At 49.9% G+C, this 17,205-nt stretch carries 17 protein-coding genes and 1 pseudogene; 13 read left to right on the top strand and 5 right to left on the bottom strand.

Annotated elements, in window-relative coordinates; all coding sequences use genetic code 11:
- Positions 1-39 precede the first annotated feature (39 nt).
- From ACE41H_RS12705 to ACE41H_RS12680, 6 genes are all read left to right on the top strand, one after another.
- Positions 40-1,896 carry a cache domain-containing sensor histidine kinase gene (locus ACE41H_RS12705; protein ID WP_375355632.1) on the top strand — a complete coding sequence of 619 codons (1,857 nt, stop codon included), beginning with the start codon at positions 40-42 and terminating at the stop codon, positions 1,894-1,896.
- Positions 1,874-3,052 carry a response regulator gene (locus tag ACE41H_RS12700; protein WP_375355631.1) on the top strand — a complete coding sequence of 393 codons (1,179 nt, stop codon included), beginning with the start codon at positions 1,874-1,876 and terminating at the stop codon, positions 3,050-3,052. The genes ACE41H_RS12705 and ACE41H_RS12700 overlap by 23 nt, the downstream gene beginning before the upstream one ends.
- Positions 3,053-3,269: 217 nt before the next feature.
- Positions 3,270-4,763 carry a DUF5605 domain-containing protein gene (locus tag ACE41H_RS12695; protein ID WP_375355630.1) on the top strand — a complete coding sequence of 498 codons (1,494 nt, stop codon included), beginning with the start codon at positions 3,270-3,272 and terminating at the stop codon, positions 4,761-4,763.
- A 13-nt stretch (positions 4,764-4,776) separates the two neighbouring features.
- Positions 4,777-6,060, top strand: a complete 1,284-nt coding sequence (locus tag ACE41H_RS12690; protein ID WP_375355629.1) for an ABC transporter substrate-binding protein — start codon at positions 4,777-4,779, stop codon at positions 6,058-6,060.
- A 10-nt stretch (positions 6,061-6,070) separates the two neighbouring features.
- Positions 6,071-6,946 carry a carbohydrate ABC transporter permease gene (locus tag ACE41H_RS12685; RefSeq protein WP_375355628.1) on the top strand — a complete coding sequence of 292 codons (876 nt, stop codon included), beginning with the start codon at positions 6,071-6,073 and terminating at the stop codon, positions 6,944-6,946.
- A gap of 24 nt (positions 6,947-6,970) precedes the next feature.
- The gene (locus ACE41H_RS12680) at positions 6,971-7,807 is read left to right on the top strand and encodes a carbohydrate ABC transporter permease (protein WP_375355627.1); all 837 of its coding nucleotides are present in this window, start codon (positions 6,971-6,973) and stop codon (positions 7,805-7,807) included.
- A 494-nt stretch (positions 7,808-8,301) separates the two neighbouring features.
- On the opposite strand, the gene ACE41H_RS12675 is transcribed toward ACE41H_RS12680, so the two are convergent.
- The gene (locus tag ACE41H_RS12675) at positions 8,302-8,556 is read right to left on the bottom strand and encodes a hypothetical protein (protein WP_375355626.1); all 255 of its coding nucleotides are present in this window, start codon (positions 8,554-8,556) and stop codon (positions 8,302-8,304) included.
- Between the two features lie 193 nt (positions 8,557-8,749).
- Here ACE41H_RS12675 and ACE41H_RS12670 point away from each other — a divergent pair, with 193 nt between their 5' ends.
- The 3 genes from ACE41H_RS12670 (at position 8,750) to ACE41H_RS12660 (ending at position 10,856) form a co-directional block, all read left to right on the top strand.
- On the top strand, positions 8,750-8,971 hold the full coding sequence (locus tag ACE41H_RS12670) for a hypothetical protein (RefSeq protein WP_375355625.1): 222 nt from the start codon (positions 8,750-8,752) through the stop codon (positions 8,969-8,971).
- 117 nt (positions 8,972-9,088) lie between these two features.
- Positions 9,089-9,328 (top strand): HPr family phosphocarrier protein, encoded by a 240-nt coding sequence (locus tag ACE41H_RS12665; protein WP_375355624.1) that lies wholly within the window; start codon positions 9,089-9,091, stop codon positions 9,326-9,328.
- A gap of 154 nt (positions 9,329-9,482) precedes the next feature.
- Positions 9,483-10,856: an MATE family efflux transporter gene (locus tag ACE41H_RS12660; protein ID WP_375355623.1), complete on the top strand. Its 1,374-nt coding sequence runs from the start codon at positions 9,483-9,485 to the stop codon at positions 10,854-10,856.
- A gap of 94 nt (positions 10,857-10,950) precedes the next feature.
- On the opposite strand, the gene ACE41H_RS12655 is transcribed toward ACE41H_RS12660, so the two are convergent.
- Positions 10,951-11,187: a helix-turn-helix domain-containing protein gene (locus ACE41H_RS12655; RefSeq protein ID WP_375355622.1), complete on the bottom strand. Its 237-nt coding sequence runs from the start codon at positions 11,185-11,187 to the stop codon at positions 10,951-10,953.
- Between the two features lie 184 nt (positions 11,188-11,371).
- On the opposite strand from ACE41H_RS12655, the pseudogene ACE41H_RS12650 reads away from it, so the two are divergent.
- Positions 11,372-11,641, top strand: a pseudogene (locus tag ACE41H_RS12650) (hypothetical protein); the annotation flags it as partial.
- Positions 11,642-11,747: 106 nt separating this feature from the next.
- On the opposite strand, the gene ACE41H_RS12645 reads toward ACE41H_RS12650, so the two are convergent.
- Positions 11,748-12,530 (bottom strand): Cof-type HAD-IIB family hydrolase, encoded by a 783-nt coding sequence (locus ACE41H_RS12645; protein WP_375355621.1) that lies wholly within the window; start codon positions 12,528-12,530, stop codon positions 11,748-11,750.
- Positions 12,531-12,766: 236 nt separating this feature from the next.
- Here ACE41H_RS12645 and ACE41H_RS12640 point away from each other — a divergent pair, with 236 nt between their 5' ends.
- Positions 12,767-13,519, top strand: coding sequence for a YqjF family protein (locus ACE41H_RS12640; protein ID WP_375355620.1), 753 nt, complete (start codon positions 12,767-12,769; stop codon positions 13,517-13,519).
- Between the two features lie 227 nt (positions 13,520-13,746).
- On the opposite strand, the gene ACE41H_RS12635 is transcribed toward ACE41H_RS12640, so the two are convergent.
- Together ACE41H_RS12635 and ACE41H_RS12630 are read right to left on the bottom strand one after the other, a co-directional pair.
- Complete coding sequence (locus ACE41H_RS12635; protein ID WP_375355619.1) at positions 13,747-14,346, bottom strand: hypothetical protein; 600 nt, start codon at positions 14,344-14,346, stop codon at positions 13,747-13,749.
- Positions 14,347-14,518: 172 nt separating this feature from the next.
- Positions 14,519-14,950 carry an Lrp/AsnC family transcriptional regulator gene (locus ACE41H_RS12630; protein ID WP_375355618.1) on the bottom strand — a complete coding sequence of 144 codons (432 nt, stop codon included), beginning with the start codon at positions 14,948-14,950 and terminating at the stop codon, positions 14,519-14,521.
- Positions 14,951-15,358: 408 nt separating this feature from the next.
- Here ACE41H_RS12630 and ACE41H_RS12625 point away from each other — a divergent pair, with 408 nt between their 5' ends.
- Positions 15,359-16,321: an ABC transporter permease gene (locus ACE41H_RS12625; protein ID WP_375355617.1), complete on the top strand. Its 963-nt coding sequence runs from the start codon at positions 15,359-15,361 to the stop codon at positions 16,319-16,321.
- Positions 16,321-17,190, top strand: coding sequence for a carbohydrate ABC transporter permease (locus ACE41H_RS12620; RefSeq protein WP_375355687.1), 870 nt, complete (start codon positions 16,321-16,323; stop codon positions 17,188-17,190). Before ACE41H_RS12625 ends, ACE41H_RS12620 begins: the two co-directional genes overlap by 1 nt.
- The last annotated feature ends 15 nt before the right edge of the window (positions 17,191-17,205 follow it).

The following is a 17,205-nucleotide window of genomic DNA, read 5'->3' as shown; positions in this document are numbered from 1 at the left end:
GCGTCCAAGACTTAAGACAAGACAGCAAGAGGTGAGGAAATGCGTAAATGGTCCAACATCCGCTTTCAGACAAAGCTTTTTGTCGTGTTCATTCTATTGAGCAGTATTCCGGTGCTGCTGATCGGGACGATGGCCTACCGTAAATCCTCCATGATGCTGCAGGCCAGGAACGAGCAGGATCTGAATGTCATTCTGGCCCAGCTTAATACATCGATTGAACGCCAGGTCAGGGATTTTGACCGGTTTACGATGATCCCGTATTATTTGCCGGACATTTTCAGCTTTTTAAATAAGCCCTACTTGGCCAAGGAGCAGTGGGGGAGCGCGGAAATCCAGGCGCAGAGAACGATGGCCCGGCTCATGGGCGCCTATCCTTCCATCAACTCCTCCATCAAGGGGCTGATGATTTACGGCATGAACGGAACTGTCAACGGCTACCGCATAAGCGGGAACACGGTCATTAACCCCAAGGAGAAGGTAGCGGATGAGGATTGGTACCAACAAGCGCTTGCAGAGCGGGGCGGTTTTGTCATTACCGGGGTGAGGGAGATCAACCAGTTTAAGGACGGGTCCTTCCCCGCCCTGATCGGCTCCCGGCTGCTGATGGACGAGAACTATCAACCGCTGGCTGTCATGGCTATCTTCATCAGTCCTGATTTTATCCCCAAATTGGCAGAGACGCTGGAGCTTCCGACCGTTAAAGTAACGGTTCTTGATCAGAATCGGAATATGATTTATGCATCCGATCCTGCCCTTGCGGCCAGACAGCTGTCCATCGGTACGGGCGAGCAGCGGGGCAGCTGGGAGGTGAGTCCGTCTGCGGGTCAGGGGCAGGAGGGATACAGCGGCGTTTTTCTTGAAAGCGTTTACTTGAAGTGGAAGGTATATCTGGGAGTCAATCGTGAGCAGCTGCTGGCGGGCAACCGTTCCATCAGCTATTTTACTTTCCTGGTGGCGGTGGGGGCGGTGATTTGTTCAGCTGCTGTTTCCTGGTTGCTTGCGAGAAGGCTGTCGAGGCCGATCAACCGCTTGATCCGCTCCATGCGCCAGGTTGAGCAGGGCAATTTCAAAGCGCCCGTACCTGTAGGGGAGGACAACGAAATGAGACGCCTGGAAAGCAGCTATCACAGGATGGTCAACCGTCTCGACAAGCTGGTGCAGTCCATCGAGGAGAAGGAACGTCAGAAGCGTAACGCCGAACTTTACGCTTTACGGGCGCGCATACAGCCGCATTTTCTGTATAATACGCTGAATTCCATTCGTATGCTGGCCATACTGCAGCAATCGTCCCATATTGCCAAACTGCTGCAATCGCTGGCGAAGCTGTTGCAGGCGAATATGAAGCTGGACAGCGAACTGGTGACATTGGATGAGGAGATTCGGCTGCTGCAGGATTATGCCGCTTTGATGGATTTGAGATACACCAGTGTTTTTACGGTGGATTGGAATATTCCGCACGAATGCTTACATGTGACCATTCCGCCCATGCTATTGCAGCCGCTGCTGGAAAATGCGATCTTTCACGGAGCCAGAGGGCTGGACCGAACCTTGCATATTTCCGTTGTGGCAAAACCGGACGAGGAGAGCGGAACGCTGTGCATTGAAATAACGGATGATGGCGCAGGCTTTGCCGGCAAAGAAATTTTGCTGTGGGAAGAGAATGCGCATGAGGATAACAAAGAAGGCAGGGTGGGTGAAGAGGGTGCGGCTCATACCAGCACCGATCATAACGGATTGCGCAATGTGCACGAGCGAATTCTGCTCAGGTTTGGCGAGCCGTATGGACTGTCACTGCAGCGAACTGACTCTCTCACGAAAGCTATTGTTAACATACCGCTGAAATCGGCAGCATCAGAGACAAGGGGGAACAGAGATGTGGAATCTGTTGGTCGTTGATGACGAGTCCATTGTGAGAATGGGACTGCGTTACATGCTGGATTGGGAAAGTCTCGGGATCTGCTGGAAGGCTGAGGCGGCCAACGGGGAAGAAGCGCTGCGGATTGTGGAACAAGAGAGCATTCACTTTGTCATGACCGACATCCGCATGCCAGGTATGGACGGGATTGAGCTGGCGCAAAAAATCAGGCACAGGAAGCCGGAGGTCCAAATTATTTTCCTCAGCAGCTATGATACTTTTACCTATGTAAGGGAAGCCCTCCGGCTGGGAGCAGCCGATTATCTGCATAAACCTACCATGGATGAAGACGAAATTGCGGACACGATGCAAAAGGTCATCTCCCGCCTTAAACTGACTTCACATGAGACGCCGCGGCGTACGGAAGAAGAAAAAAACGGACTCTGCTTATCACTGCTGGATCCTTTTACGTTTCCGGCGGAGCCTTTGCAGCTTCTGCCCGAACTGGCGGACGTTTCCTATAAGGAAGGTTATGAACTGGCGATTATCCGCAAAAGATGCGACGCGGTTCAGGAGAATGAAGATGCGGAGCAGCTGCGCTTTCTTTCCATTTTGCACCTCGTCGGCAAGCTGACGGCAAAGGATTGGGGAGGCCTGGTTTTTCACAGAAACCTTCGTGAAATAATCTGGATTGCGCCTGTCCGCCCCCACACCGGGAATGGCGATATGCCAAGTTATCTGAAGGGTATGCGACAGAAGGTGCTTGAGCTGTTGAACGTGCGCCTGATCTTTGCATGCGGTCCTTCTCCCTGCAGGGATATTACCAGCCTGCCTGACGCCTATATGTCCGCGCTTTTGCGTTTTCCCCGCAACGAACAGAGTGACAGCTTTATTGTGCGCAGGGCCAAGGAATATGTGGACCGGCATTTGCTGGAGGATGTCACACTCGCCAGGGTCGGGGAATCCATTCACGTGAGTCCGGGATACCTGAGCAGAATTTTTTTTAAGGAAATCGGTGAAAATTTCAGCGATTACATTATACGCAACAAAATGGACATCGCCCGGAAAATGCTGCGTGAAACGAGCCGCAAGGTGTATGAAATCGCCGCTGATCTCGGGTACAGCAACCCTTATTACTTCAGCAAGCTGTTCAAGGACCGTACGGGACTAACTCCTCTTGAATACCGAAATCAATAAATAGGAGCCAGCATACATTATCGGGCTCAAGTAAAAAAAACGTATGATTTTGCAAAAATCATCTATTGCCGGGACCGGAAGCGTCTGCTGCATCTGCATTCACGTCAAAATCGCATATGAAAAAGCCGATTCGCCCGCTACTTTCCCCAAGCCTTAGTCATTAGAATGAATGATGCAGGAGCTTGAATGACGAGTAAGAGAAAGGGGCGAATCAAGAGTGACGAAGGAACTAGAGAATGCACAGGAAATCGAACGCTGGGGAAGATTTGAACTGTCCCTCCCCGGCCTGCAGGATGGTAACCCTTTTACGGATGTGTCGTTTGCAGCGCGCTTTCGTCAAGGACACCGGATTGTTGAGGCAGACGGATTTTATGACGGGGAAGGCTGTTACCGTGTACGCTTTATGCCGGATACCTTGGGGAAATGGTCTTATGAAACGGTCAGTAATATTCCTGAGTTAAATCTGGTTCAGGGCATGTTCACATGTGTTGACCCTTCAGCAGAAAATCACGGCCCCGTTGGCGTGGATCGTGAAGTCCATTTCGCTTATGCCGACGGCAAACCCTTTTTTCCTTTTGGAACGACGAGTTATGTATGGAACCACCAGGATGAAGAGCTGCAGGAGCTCACCCTGCGCAGTTTGGCGGAAGCGGGTGCTTTTAATAAAATTCGAATGTGTGTTTTTCCGAAGCATTATGACTACAATTTGAACGAACCGGAACTGTACCCGTTTGCAGGGTCTCTTGAAGAGGGCTGGGATTTCACGGTATTCGATCCCGCCTACTGGAAGCATCTTGAACGCCGGATTGAAAATCTGCAGCAGCTTGGCATCGAAGCCGACCTCATCCTTTTCCATCCCTATGACCGCTGGGGATTCGCGGAGATGAGCCCGGAGACGGACGATTTTTATCTTCGTTATGCCATTGCCCGTCTCTCGGCGTTTCGCAATATCTGGTGGTCGTTGGCCAATGAGTTCGATCTGATGAAGGCCAAAACGATGCGAGACTGGGACCGCTTCTTCAAAATCATTCAGGAGCGCGATCCTTACGGTCATCTCCGGTCTATTCACAACTGGCACCATCCGGGCATCCATTACCGCAGCAACCTGCATTGGTATGACCATGGCAAGCCCTGGGTTACACATGCAAGCATTCAGCATCATGATCTTCATTTTGTTGAGGAATGGCAGGAGACCTACCGAAAACCCATTGTTGTGGACGAATGCCGCTATGAGGGCAATCTCAATCACGGATGGGGCAACATCACGGCCGAGCGGATGGTGGAATGCTTTTGGCAGGGTATGTTGAACGGCGGTTATGTGACGCATGGGGAAACTTTTCTGCATGAAAACAATATCATCTGGTGGTCACATGGAGGAACACTGCACGGAGAAAGCCCGTCCAGAATCCGATTCCTCCGCCAAATCATCGAAGCCGGGCCGCAGCTGGACCGCCTGAAGACGGATTTTCACTGGGATATAGCTGCGGGAGGAGTAGATGGCGAATATTATCTCGCCTATTTCGGCTCAAGCCGTCCGGGATTCCGCATGCTGCCGCTGCCGGAGGGCATCACATTTGCCATTGAATTGATCGATACATGGAACATGACGATGACTCCGCTGCCGGGGACCTATGAAGGAAATTGCCGTGTGCAATTGCCGGGCAAGCCTTATCAGGCACTGCGCATTCAAGCTATCAACCAACAAACGTAGGGGGACTTACAAGATGAAAAAATGGGTTGCATTGCTGGCTAGTGTTCTGCTTGTGGTTACAAGTGCGGTGGGATGTTCTTCGGATGCAGGGCAGCAAAGCCAGGATAGCTCATCCTCCTCCGGAAGCCTCAAGGTCAGCATTTCCTTCTGGACGCTGAACACGGGGTGGGCATGGCTGCAGTCGGCGGTTGAAGATTTTGAAAGCGCTAACCCGGATATTGATGTGGAGCTTACTCAGTATGAGGTGGACCCGTTCAAGGAAAACCTCAAGGTGGCTGCAAGCTCGAAGACACTGCCGGATATGTGGTTTACGTGGGGCGGCACGCTGGGCTCCTTTTACCCGGAAAATGGCATGACCATGGATTTGACTCAGGTGGCGAAGGATCACAAATGGCCGGACAAATACAATCAAACCGCTATTGATATGTCCACCTATGACGGAAAAATTTCCGGCATTCCGCTGCACTTGAATGTACTGGGTATGTGGTACCCGAAAGAGCTGTATCAAAAGCTGAATTTGCAGGCACCTTCAACATTTGCCGAATTTGAGTCCCAACTGCAAACGCTCAAGGATAATGGGGTTACCCCTCTGGCCTTTGGCAGTAAAGGCGGTTGGCATACGATGCGTCTGACCGAGCAGCTGCTGGAGCATTATGCCGGTCCGGAGCTGCATGACAAGCTGAACAATCTGGAGGCATCATGGAACGATCCGGCAGTCGTTAAAGCGTTTGAAAAAATTAAAGAATATACGGACAAGGGTTACTTCCCGATGGGGTACTCGTCACTGGATCCAAGTGAAGCCGAAATGCTGTTTTACCAGCAATCGGGGGCCATTATTAATGAGGGAACCTGGTTTGACGGCAATATTGCTGAAAATGGCTTTGACCCGGCACAATTCGATGTCTTCAAATTCCCGACAGAACAAACGCCGGCACGCGCATCCGTGTTCGTTGAAATGCTGCAGCTCAACGGTGCGTCCGACCCTGCGAAGCAGGAAGCGGCTATCAAGCTCGGCGAGTATTTAACAAGCGTTGATGTGGTCAATAAATATATCGATGATTACGGTTCACCGGCCACGCTGGGCTTCACTGTCTCGGACAAAACACCTCATATTCAGCCGCTGCTTGACAGTGCGAAGGATGGCGGTTTCCTAATCACTGACCAGGCTCTGCCGCAGGAGGTCGTGCAGAAGCTGTTCGAAGCACAGGATAAAGTGGCACTGAATGAGTGGACCCCGCAGCAGGCTGCTGAAAATATGGAGAATGCCGTATCTGCATACAAAAGCAAACAGAAGTGAGGAGAATGGAATGACAACCAGAATGCTTAAACCGTGGCTGTTCCTGCTGCCTGCTTTAATCATTTACTTAACGGTTATATTTGTGCCGGCGGTATACACCTTTTTTCTCAGCTTTTTTAGCTGGAACGGAGTTGCGCCCCAGAAGGAGTTTGTAGGTTTAGGCAACTATGCGGAATTGTTCACGCAGGATACTGTATTCATGAGAGCGCTGAAAAACAATCTGTTCTGGATGATCGGTTCGCTGACACTGATCATGGGAGCAGGGCTGGGGCTTGCGCTGCTGCTGAACAAAAAGCTGAAGGGGCGGATCTTTTTCCGCGGCGTATTCTACTTTCCGTATGTATTGTCTGGGATTGTTGTGGCCACCGGCTGGACCTGGCTCTACAACCCGACACAGGGATTTGTAAATAAAATGCTGGCATTGCTGGGACTGGAGAGCTGGCAGCACGCCTGGCTGGCAGAGCCGGATATTGCGCTGTACGCGGTATTTGTGGCGGCCATGTGGCAGGGCATCGGACAGCCCATGGTGCTTTTTCTGGCAGGGCTGCAGAGCATTCCACAGGACCCGTATGAAGCGGCTTTGATCGACGGAGCGAAACCGTATCAGTCATTTCTGTATATCACGCTGCCGCTGCTGCGCGAAACGTTTGTCATCGTGATCGCCACGACGCTGATCGCTTCCATGAAGGTGTATGACATTATTTACGGCATGACCGGCGGCGGCCCGGCCGAAAGCACCCAGGTGCTCTCGTCATGGATGTACGCCCAGACCTTCAAGTTTGCGAATATCGGAATGGGTTCGGCCATTGCCTTCATTCTAGTATTGGTTTCCATGACCATCATCATTCCTTATGTGTATTACACAACGAAGAAATCCCATGTATAACGTGCAGAAAGAGAGTGATGCAGCATGGAGGAGTTGAGAGTTCATCCGGCAGTAACAGTGCTGCGGTATGTATTCCTGATTATTTTGGCGGCCATTTTTTTGATCCCGGTCCTGTTTATCGCCTTCACGGCGCTGAAATCAAGAGCGGATCTGATGACAAGCCCGTTTTACGCGCTGCCTGAAAAATTTCAATGGGATAACTTTCTGAAGGCGTGGGACCAGGGAAAAATGAGCATGTATATGAGAAATACGCTGTTCATCTGTCTCGTCAAGGTGCCCTTGGGCATTCTGATCGAAGCGCTCGCGGCGTTTGCCCTGACCCGGCTGAATTTTAAATGGAGCAATTCGTTGTTTGCCTTTTTCCTGATTGGCATGATGATCCCGATGCAGGCCACACTGGTGCCGTTGAATATATTTCTGAACAAAACGCATCTTGTCAGCACGTATCCCGGAATCTTTCTCGTGTATGTCGGCTTCGGCATTCCGTTTGGCATTCTGATCCTGCGCGGTTTCTTCCGTACCATTCCGAAGGAGCTCGACGAATCCGCCTTGATTGACGGCTGTGGGGATATGGGGAAATTTTTCAGGATTATATTGCCTTTGTCTATGCCTGCCATCGCCACGCTAGTTATCTTTGACTTTATGGCGACCTGGAACGAGTTTTTGATGGCGCAGATTTTTATCACCAAGGATACGATGAAGACCATAACCACTGGGCTGCTTGCCTTTAAAGGCGAGCATTCAACCGATTACACGCTGCTGAACGCCGGTGTGCTGATCTCCATTATTCCCACATTGTGTGTCTATCTGCTGTTCCAGAAATACTTTGTTTCCGGTCTGGCTGGGTCGGTTAAGGGTTGAGCACTTCTTTCGTATGTTGTGGAGGCGCTCCGAGAACGAAGCATTCCTGCAATCGCTGTTGACCCTCCGGGCCAAAGGCGAACGCTGCCGCTTTTCCGGAATTGCTTCGTCCTCTCCGCTGCTCCGTGCGTACCTCTGATCCTTTCAGATTTCCGCAAAAACTCAGGTTTTCGAGCCGATCGTGCGCCCGCCGGAAATCTAACGGGTGTAGCAGCTGCTATTTTACGAAAAAAGACCTTTTTCAATTTCTAACGGACGTGACCAACGTTATTTGTCTTAATCTAGGCGAAAATGCCCTGGTTAAGCGAAATAGGCGCCATGGCAACCGCTATAATTTGAAATCAACGTTTTTGGAGCCAATAGCGTTTGTGGCACCCGTTAGAGGCATCCGTTGGAATAGTTTTGTGCTTAGAAAATTACCATTTAAATTCGAGCCAGTTTGCTTTTGTTAGAAACCCATTTATGTCACAGCTCCTCATGTTTTTCTAGTCCGATTACTTATCCGTCTCCGCCTCAAAAATCTGATCCTTCGGGTAGCTGGCATTCAAATGCTTCCAACCGGCCGCTGCAATAAACAACAAGCCAATGACGATTAGGATGTAAGGCCAAATCGACCAGCCGGTATGCAGTTCAATGAATTCATAGCTGCTTCTGGTAGCAATGGCAAGCATGCCGATCAGCAGATACTTAATACAGAGCAGCAGTACACCCGAAAAGGTAACGAGACAGCCAAATATGAATTTTTTCATGATCCAATAACTCCTTTATCCTCCATTGATGTTCCATGTAAGAACCCCTGTTATTAGTATTCCTTCCATAATACCGTATTTTCCCTGATTGCTCACCTGCCACCGACGGATAACCGCCAGCCGGTATATAAATTTCCGGAATGGGAACACTAGTTCTCATACGGCAATACAACAAATAAGGAGGCACAAGTGAATGAACTGGACTATCGAAACGGTGGCTGCCTTTTTTACGGAGATCGGTTTTCCTGCTGCTGTCTGCCTGATTTTGCTGAGATATGTGCTGTGGACCATTGGCAGCAGGCTGGATCGGCTGGATGCTTCGGTCAGGCAGTTAACACGTATTCTGAAGCGTGCGGAGCAGGAGCAGAAGCAGGAGAAGAGCGGCAGAACACGAACACGGGCTGGAAAAATTTAAGGAAAAATACGGCATAAATCATCATTGCCCCCGCACCCGGGTAAAGGTATGATAGGAGTAGGTTCTATGCTGTCTGTAAACGGCGGCTGGTTACTACAGAAAAGGGGTGCTGTGCTCATGATGACACCAATCAGAGTTAAGAATGTAAATGACATCGAAAAAATCAACAAAATCGTATCCAACTATACGTATGACATCTGGATCCACAGCAAGAGCGGCATGGCCGACGCCAAATCGATCCTGGGCATGTATGTCCTGAAGCTGGATGAACCTTTGACGCTGGTCGTGCCGGACAATGTGAATCCGAAAAAGCTGTTCAAGGAGCTTGAGGAGTTCATTCAATTTGAAAATGAATAAGCTGTATGAAGCGGCGGGGCAGTCAGCGCCGCTTTTAATTTGCCGTGTGCATCAGATTCACACATACATAACAGAAGCAAGGCGGAAAGACAGATTTTCATCCTAACGGAAAATTCATGAAAACGTTTACTGTCATCAGGGAGGAATAACAACCGTGCAGAGTGCATCCAAGGGGATCAAAAGGATTACCGTATTTTCAATCACATGGCCTATTTTTGTAGAGTCCTTGTTTCATATCATGATGGGTACAGTCGATACCTTTATGCTGAGCCATATTTCCGACAATGTCGTCTCGGCCGTCGGCATATCGCGGCAGCTAATTGAGTTTTGTATTATTATGTTCAACCTGCTGGGCCTGGGCGTCGGTGTCATTATTGCCCAGCTTCTCGGGGGAAAAAAAGAGCTGCAGGCGAGTCAGGTTACCGCGTCGGCGATCACGGTAAACCTGATTGCAGGGCTTGTGATCAGTACCCTTTTTATTGTATTTCATAATGTGCTGCTGTCCTTTTATCATCCGACACCGGAAGTCAGCAGGCATGCGGAAATCTATATGCAGCTGGCAGGCGGATCGCTGTTTCTGGAGGCTGTCATTTTAACGATCGGTCCTGTTGTCCGTGCCCATGGCTACACGCGGGATACGATGACCGTGGGCATTGGCATGAATATCATCCACATCGTGGGCAACGCTCTGCTCATTTACGGCTTCTTTGGGCTCCCTGAGCTGGGTGTGCTGGGGGCAGGCATTTCCACGCTGGTCAGCCGCCTGATCGCGTGTGTCTGGATTTTTGCGTTGCTGTATAAACGGATCGGTGTACCTATCAAACTGAAATATTATGTTCAAATGCGGTGGTTGGAGCTTCGCGCCATGCTGACCATCGGTGTGCCTGCCGGACTGGAGTGGATGTCTTATCATCTCAGCCAGATGGTGGTGACCCGAATTGTAACCTCCATGGGGGATATCCCGCTCGCGACCCATATTTATGTGAATTCCATCGTTTATTATTTCATGATTTTCGGACTCGCGATCGGAGACGGAACGGAGATTGTGGTCGCCCGCATGATCGGGGCCAAGGAGCAGGAGAAGGCCTATTACCAGCTGCTGCGCAGCTTGAAATGGGCGTTTATCATCACCATTGGTGTCATTGTGCCTGTGTCTTATTTTGGCGACCATGTGATGTCCATCTTTACGAATAATCCGGTCATCATTGCAACAGGGGCCAGTGTGCTGCTGTTCTGTATCTTCCTGGAGCCGGGAAGAGTGTTCAATCATGTGGTCATCAACTCGCTGCGCGCGGCCGGCGATGTGCGTTTTCCGCTTATGATGGCCGGCATTTCCATGTGGGGCATCAAGGTTCCGCTGGCTTATCTGCTGGGCATCTACTTCAATATGGGCTTGATCGGGGTATGGATCGCCCATGCGGCGGACGAGTGGGTGCGGGGCGTATTCCATTATTTCCGCTGGACGGGACGCAAGTGGCAGGGCAAAACGCTGCTTCCTCCCCAGGAAAGGGTTCAGGAGTCGATGTAAAGGCTGCCTGTTGAATCACGTGGGTAAGCGGTATGCTTTAATAGGGGAGGCCATGAAAGTGGTTTCCCTACTTTAATTTAAATGGTTATACTTTTTATTCAACACGTTTACGGATTTCAAATAAATCGTTCGGGGTTACATTAAAATAAACACATAGCTTGGTAATTAAGGAAGCAGGTATACGTTTATTTTCCATATCTTTATTATGAATTAAATCCATAATAGTTGTTCTTCTGTGATCAATATCTTCAGAAAGCTTTAATGTAGACACATCATGTTTTTCAATTATTTCTCCAAGCTTGCAATATAAAACCCACTCATTATAATCCACCGAAAAAACCTCCAAATATCTTTTAAAGAATGATTGCACACTAAACGTTCAGTGTGATAAGATGGGTTATATGATTGAACGTTAAACGAACAATGAATTATATCGCTCAAACAAAGGAAAGAGTACATATTTCCTTAGCTTTGCTATTGCCATTTTAACAATTTATTAAGGAGGAAGATACCTAATGTCCAAAAAAGCCAATGAGATAGCTATCATTGACATTATACGGATGAATCAAGTTTGGCACTCAGAAGGGGAAGCCAGCGAAAAGAAATTGCATTATTACCACATAACTGATGCTCTAAATCGAAAATGGCAAACTATTGGCTTGAATGTCTCAGACGCAATTCAAGTGTTCGAAAATGGTAACGATGATAATTGGACTCGTATTATCGAGTTAGCGCCATATAATCCTGATCTTTCTACCAATGACCTAATCAATATGCTCAAAATCTGATAGCGTTTTTGAGTCCGAAGAAAGCTGCATAAGGTTGGTTATGACTTGAAGAGAGAGGCCTACGCGCATGCGCATAGGCCAACTCGATTTTATGCCCCAACTATCACACGAGCAGCCCGACCATTTTCAAGCCGTACAGAATCCCATCCTCGTCTACGGGCCGTGTTACATATTTGGCCGCAGCCTTGGCTTCGGGCACGCCGTTGCCCATAGCGACGCTGTTGGTGATCATGGTCAGCATTTGCACATCGTTCAGGGCATCCCCGAAGCAGTATTGATGCTCAGGCGCGATCCCCAGCTTTTCCGTAATTTTGCGGATGCCGATGGCCTTGGAGCCTCCGGAGGGCACAACGTCCACGGAATAAGGATGCCAGCGCACAAAATCGAAGGCTGTGAAGACCTCTTCATAGAATGCTTCCTCCTCGGCCTGGCACATGAGCAGCGACTGGTAAATTTCCCGTCCGTGGTAATAGAGCGGATCATGCTCGGGCACATACTTCAGCTTAAAGGTGTTCATGCTTTTTGCCACAAATTCATCATTGGGCACGCTTGCTCTCATCGCTTCGTTGCCCATATAAACCACGGCGTGGTCATGCCGCAGGGCAAGCTCTGTCATGTTGTGAAGAGCTTCCTTGTCCAGCGGGTGTGAATAAATCAATTCACCTTTCAGAACAACATACGAACCGTTGTAACAGACATATGTATCAATCCCGAGCCTGTCACGAATCTCCTTACTCATGAAAGGCGCCCGTCCGGTCGCAATGGCGACCTCATGGCCTAGCTCCTTCAGCTCTCTTACGGCCTGCTCGGCACTGGCGGGCAGCTCCTTGTTATGGTCCAGTAAAGTACCGTCGATATCAAAGAAAATAATGCTTTTTTCCGGCATGTTCAAAGCACCTGACTTTCCGATTGTAATGTCGTAGAAATTAGCTTGCTTGCTCTATTATAGCAAAGATATGTTCCATAAAGAGCCATTAAGGGGGCTTGCGCCACTATCCGTGTAGTTTAAGGGGGGAATGGTAGACAGGACACCGCCGATCCGCGAGACGATCTTCCATATAAGGAGCGCGGGTATGATGGGTACGAGCGGAGGCTAGTCTAGGAAGAGGAGGTTATGCATTCATGGACAATCAGGAGATTATTCGCTGCCGCGATCATCGTCCTTTTGAACTGCCGGAAGGCCCATGGGTCATGAAGCAGGTGTGGAATAAAGTGCTGCTGGCGCATTGGCCGATCAGGCAGGAGGAGCTGCTGTCCCGAATTCCGGAAGGACTGAAGCTGGATTTATGGGAGGGGGAGGCGTGGTTGAGCCTGATTCCTTTTTATATAACCGGGCTAAGAGTGCGTGGGACCCCTCCATTACCTTGGCTCAGCAGGTTTGCGGAGCTTAATGTCCGGACGTATGTAACCTGCGGAGGCAAACCCGGAATCTTCTTCTTCAGCTTGGACGCCGAACGGCGGCTTGCTGTGGAAACGGCACGGCTGCTGCATCTTCCTTATATGTATGCCCGGATGTCTGTCGGAAGAGAAAATGAATGGATAGAATATCGCAGCGAGCGCAGGGACAGGCGGGGGCGTCCGGCTGTCTTTGAAGTCATGTACCGCCCTGCGACCGAGGAAAAATTCACTGCGCAGCCAGGCACGCTGCTGTACTGGCTGACAGAACGTTACCGCCTGTATGCCGCCGACGGTGCGGGAAAGCAGTATGCCGGGGATATTCACCATATACCATGGGAGCTGCAGGAGGCGGAATCGAACATCGGCAGGAACATGATGGCCGAGGCGTATGGCATCCATCTGCCCAACCAGCAGCCTGCGCTGATTTCATTTGCCGAACGGCAGGAGACCCTCTTTTGGCCCATCCACCGACTTTAAGTGCGAGTTCAAAAAGTCAGGTTTTCAGCACCGAGAAGGTTGGATGAAGCCGGGACTGAGGAGCGGAGCGTACTTGGGGTACGTGAGCACCGGAAGGTCCGGCTGAATTCAAGATTCGATGTCGAGTCCGCTTCTTGATTTACTTCGTGATCAAAAGATGACTTTTTGAACAACCTCTTTAAGTAAAAAGCAGGCCCCTCCCGCTTAAAGCAGAGGGGCCTGCCATGTTAATCGATCATTATAACTTCCCACTCATTCTGAGCGTTTTGCTTAAAATAAAGGTTGTTGCTGAAATCCCTGATCCCGAAAACATCATCTCTGGAGGTGCCGGACACCGGAACAAGGATTCTGCCGTCTTCCTCAATGGCCTGGCCCACCTTGTCAAACCGATAGTTCATCGGTTCCTCCAGCACATTTCTGAAATCCGCGCGATCCTCCGTGGCATGATTGGGAAATATTTTTTCATAGCTTGCCTCATCCGGTTTAGTGACAGCGGTAAGGAATGATTGCAGCGCGGTTTTGAGTCTGTCATCGATCAGAGGATCGTCCACGCTATTCCAGTCAATGAATAGCCCACTTTTAAACAGATCGGGATTGGTGCCATCAGCATTTCCAGCAGGCTCCTTGCCGGAGTTGGAATCTTGGACAGGCTCCTTACCGTTGTCTTGGGCAGGCTTCTCACCTGCAGGCGCAGAGGGTTCCTCGGTGCTTGGCGTTTCTTGCCCAGCCGGTGGAACAGGCTCCGCAGCATTTTTCGTATTGCCGGAGCAGGCAGCCATGAAGGCAAGGATGACGACGGTAAACAGAAAAAATATCCGTTTGTTCATTTCTTCCTCCTTGTCTTTCTTCTGATATTAGGAAGCTTACTCCAAGTAGTATATGCTTCCTAATATCTTAAACTTAACCTGCATGAGGAAGTTAAAGCAAATCCATGTGTCCTGGCACAGATCACAGTTGAAAAAAATGATTGAACGGTAAGGTCAGTCCGGTCCCTGCATTTTATTCATCTTTTAAAGTGGAGAGGACAAATACGGTGTTCGTACGGATGACCGAGTGCTTGTTCTTGAGCGTGTCGGTAATGAATTGCTCAAGCGATTGGATATCCGGCAGGGATACCTTCAGCAGATAATCGTATTCGCCTGCCGTGTGGTGGCATTCCAGCACATACTCGGACTCGATGATTTTCGTTCTGAATTGATGGGTTTCTTCGTTTCCCTGAATAACTACGAATATGTATGCGAGACAGTGCTGACCCAGTGTATGGCGGTTCAGTTTGACGGTAAAGCGGTCGATGACGCCGCTGCTCTCCAGCTTGCGGATACGCTCGGCCACAGCAGGCACGGACAGGTGGATGGTCTTGCTGATTTCCGAGCTGGTCATGCGGCTGTTTTGCTGAAGCATTTCGAGAATGCGTTGATCAGTAGCATCCATAGGTTGATGCACCCCCGTATTTTTAAGTTCATTATATCTGCTTGTTTACATGATTCAACGAATTACACAATTGTCTTAAATGTTAACATAAAAGGTGAGGTTGAGTTAAATTTTTTAGTTCAGTCCGGTGCGAATGATGCTCCAACTTAAGATTCTAAGGTGTATCCATTCTAACGCTAAAAGAAGCCTGCGTTTCTCCAACTGTTCTGTTGTTCTACTGTTCTGTGTCCCGCCTAACCGATCCGTCAGCAACCTAACCGATCCTGCAAAACCCAGGCGCATCAACGAATAGCTCATCCCGTGGCGGATTGCACGATTGCCCGCCGCATAAGGGTTTCCTTAAGATAGCAGCAAGTATATAGGTGAGCAATCCACCACAGTAGCATTCACGAAAGGGGGCAGGAAAAGATGGCTGAACTGTCGGAGCAAGCCGGGCCGGAGCAGGCGTACGCAGGCTCTTCCGTCAAAATCAGAAACCGTTACGCGCAAAATATCCGCAAGCATTGGATGCTGTATGTTATGATCATGCCCGGAATCCTGTTTTATATCGTATTTAAGTATGTCCCGCTCGCGGGAAGCGTCATCGCTTTTCAGGACTATCAAATATTCAAGGGTATTCTGAACAGTCCCTGGGTAGGGCTCGATAACTTCAAATTCATATTCACGTATCAGGACTTTTACCAGGTTTTGCGCAACACCGCTTTGATAGCGCTTTATCAGCTAGTCATCGGGTTTCCGGCGCCGATCCTGCTGGCGCTTCTATTTAATGAAGTGAGGCTGATGCTCGCAAAGCGGGTTCTGCAGAGCCTCTTCTATCTTCCCCATTTTCTGTCATGGGTCGTCGTTGGCGGTATTGTGTTCGAGGTGCTGGCCTCCGGCGGGATTCTGAACACCGTTCGCAGCTGGTTCGGGTTCGAGCCAGTTCTGTATATGCAGCAAGAGCGGTATTTTCGTTCGATTGTCGTAATATCCTCGATCTGGAAGGAGGTCGGCTGGGGAACGATCATTTATCTGGCCGCGCTCAGCGGCATCGATCCGACCGAATATGAAGCGGCTGTCGTCGACGGAGCGAACCGCTGGAAGCAGACTTTGTACATTACACTGCCGGCCCTGTTCCCTACAGCACTCATTTTGTTCCTGTTGAACATTGGAAACTTCCTGGAGCTTGGCTTTGATCAGATCTACAATTTGCTGACACCTATGACCTATTCCGTTGGGGATATTATCGAGACCTATGTGTACCGCTCTGGGGTGCTGCAGGGACAATACAGTGTGACAACAGCCATTGGGGTATTTCAGTCGGTCATCGGCTTCATTTTGCTCTGGATCTTTAATCGGCTGGCGAAAAAGTCGGGAGAGGGGCTGTGGTGATGAAACGGACTGCCGGAGAAAAAGGCTTTCAGATTGTCAACTATGTGATTCTTGCCGCCGCCGCATTAACTATGATCATTCCGCTGCTGCACCTGCTGGCTGTCTCGTTCAGCTCTCCGGTTGCCGCCGATTCCAAGGCTGTCTTCCTGCTGCCGGTCGAATTTACGACCGCTTCATGGGAGCACATTTTGCAGGATGGCGGGCTGTGGCGTTCATTCGGAATTACAGTTTTTATTGCCGTGGCCGGCACGGCGCTCAGCATGCTGTTTTCGGTGCTGACGGCGTTCCCTCTGTCCCGTAAGGAGTTCCTGCTGCGCAGGCCTGTCATGCTGGCCATCGTCATAACGATGATCTTCAATGCGCCGATGATTCCTTTTTTCCTGACTGTACGGGAGCTTGGTATGATGAACTCTTTATGGTCGCTCATTATTCCCGGGGTGATTGGCACCTTCAACATGATTATTTTGCGTACCTTTTTCATGGGGCTGCCCAAGGAGCTTGACGACTCGGCGCGCATCGACGGCTGCAATGATTTCCGCATTTTGTTCCAGATTTACCTGCCGCTCTCGAAGCCTGTGCTGGCAACGGTCAGCCTGTTTTACGCCGTCGGTTACTGGAATACTTTCCAGCGTGCGGTGCTGTTTCTCCGCGATCCGGGGCTGTGGCCCCTGCAGATGAAGCTGAGGGCTTACCTGACGAGCCCGGAGGAGCTGGCACAGGTCAATCTCCTTCTGGGGGATTACGACTACAATACAACGACGCTCAAAGCGGCTACCATTATTTTTGCAAGCGTTCCCATTATTCTGGTGTACCCTTATTTGCAGAAGTATTTTGTGAAAGGTGCGCTGCTTGGTTCCTTAAAGGAATGAGCGATAGTCAGGACT

It is taken from the genome of Paenibacillus enshidis (genome assembly GCF_042136365.1).
Taxonomy (GTDB): domain Bacteria; phylum Bacillota; class Bacilli; order Paenibacillales; family Paenibacillaceae; genus Paenibacillus; species Paenibacillus enshidis.
This window is presented reverse-complemented; position numbering and strand designations above follow the sequence as displayed.

Excerpts from the sequence above, each read along its gene's own strand:
- ACE41H_RS12630 (WP_375355618.1), bottom strand. The coding sequence starts at position 14,950 with ATGGATGCTACTGATCAACGCATTCTCGAAATGCTTCAGCAAAACAGC.
- ACE41H_RS12635 (WP_375355619.1), bottom strand. The coding sequence starts at position 14,346 with ATGAACAAACGGATATTTTTTCTGTTTACCGTCGTCATCCTTGCCTTC.
- ACE41H_RS12620 (WP_375355687.1), top strand. The coding sequence starts at position 16,321 with ATGAAACGGACTGCCGGAGAAAAAGGCTTTCAGATTGTCAACTATGTG.
- ACE41H_RS12625 (WP_375355617.1), top strand. The coding sequence starts at position 15,359 with ATGGCTGAACTGTCGGAGCAAGCCGGGCCGGAGCAGGCGTACGCAGGC.
- ACE41H_RS12690 (WP_375355629.1), top strand. The coding sequence starts at position 4,777 with ATGAAAAAATGGGTTGCATTGCTGGCTAGTGTTCTGCTTGTGGTTACA.
- ACE41H_RS12665 (WP_375355624.1), top strand. The coding sequence starts at position 9,089 with ATGATGACACCAATCAGAGTTAAGAATGTAAATGACATCGAAAAAATC.
- ACE41H_RS12675 (WP_375355626.1), bottom strand. The coding sequence starts at position 8,556 with ATGAAAAAATTCATATTTGGCTGTCTCGTTACCTTTTCGGGTGTACTG.
- ACE41H_RS12640 (WP_375355620.1), top strand. The coding sequence starts at position 12,767 with ATGGACAATCAGGAGATTATTCGCTGCCGCGATCATCGTCCTTTTGAA.
- ACE41H_RS12685 (WP_375355628.1), top strand. The coding sequence starts at position 6,071 with ATGACAACCAGAATGCTTAAACCGTGGCTGTTCCTGCTGCCTGCTTTA.
- ACE41H_RS12670 (WP_375355625.1), top strand. The coding sequence starts at position 8,750 with ATGAACTGGACTATCGAAACGGTGGCTGCCTTTTTTACGGAGATCGGT.
- ACE41H_RS12645 (WP_375355621.1), bottom strand. The coding sequence starts at position 12,530 with ATGCCGGAAAAAAGCATTATTTTCTTTGATATCGACGGTACTTTACTG.
- ACE41H_RS12700 (WP_375355631.1), top strand. The coding sequence starts at position 1,874 with ATGTGGAATCTGTTGGTCGTTGATGACGAGTCCATTGTGAGAATGGGA.
- ACE41H_RS12705 (WP_375355632.1), top strand. The coding sequence starts at position 40 with ATGCGTAAATGGTCCAACATCCGCTTTCAGACAAAGCTTTTTGTCGTG.
- ACE41H_RS12680 (WP_375355627.1), top strand. The coding sequence starts at position 6,971 with ATGGAGGAGTTGAGAGTTCATCCGGCAGTAACAGTGCTGCGGTATGTA.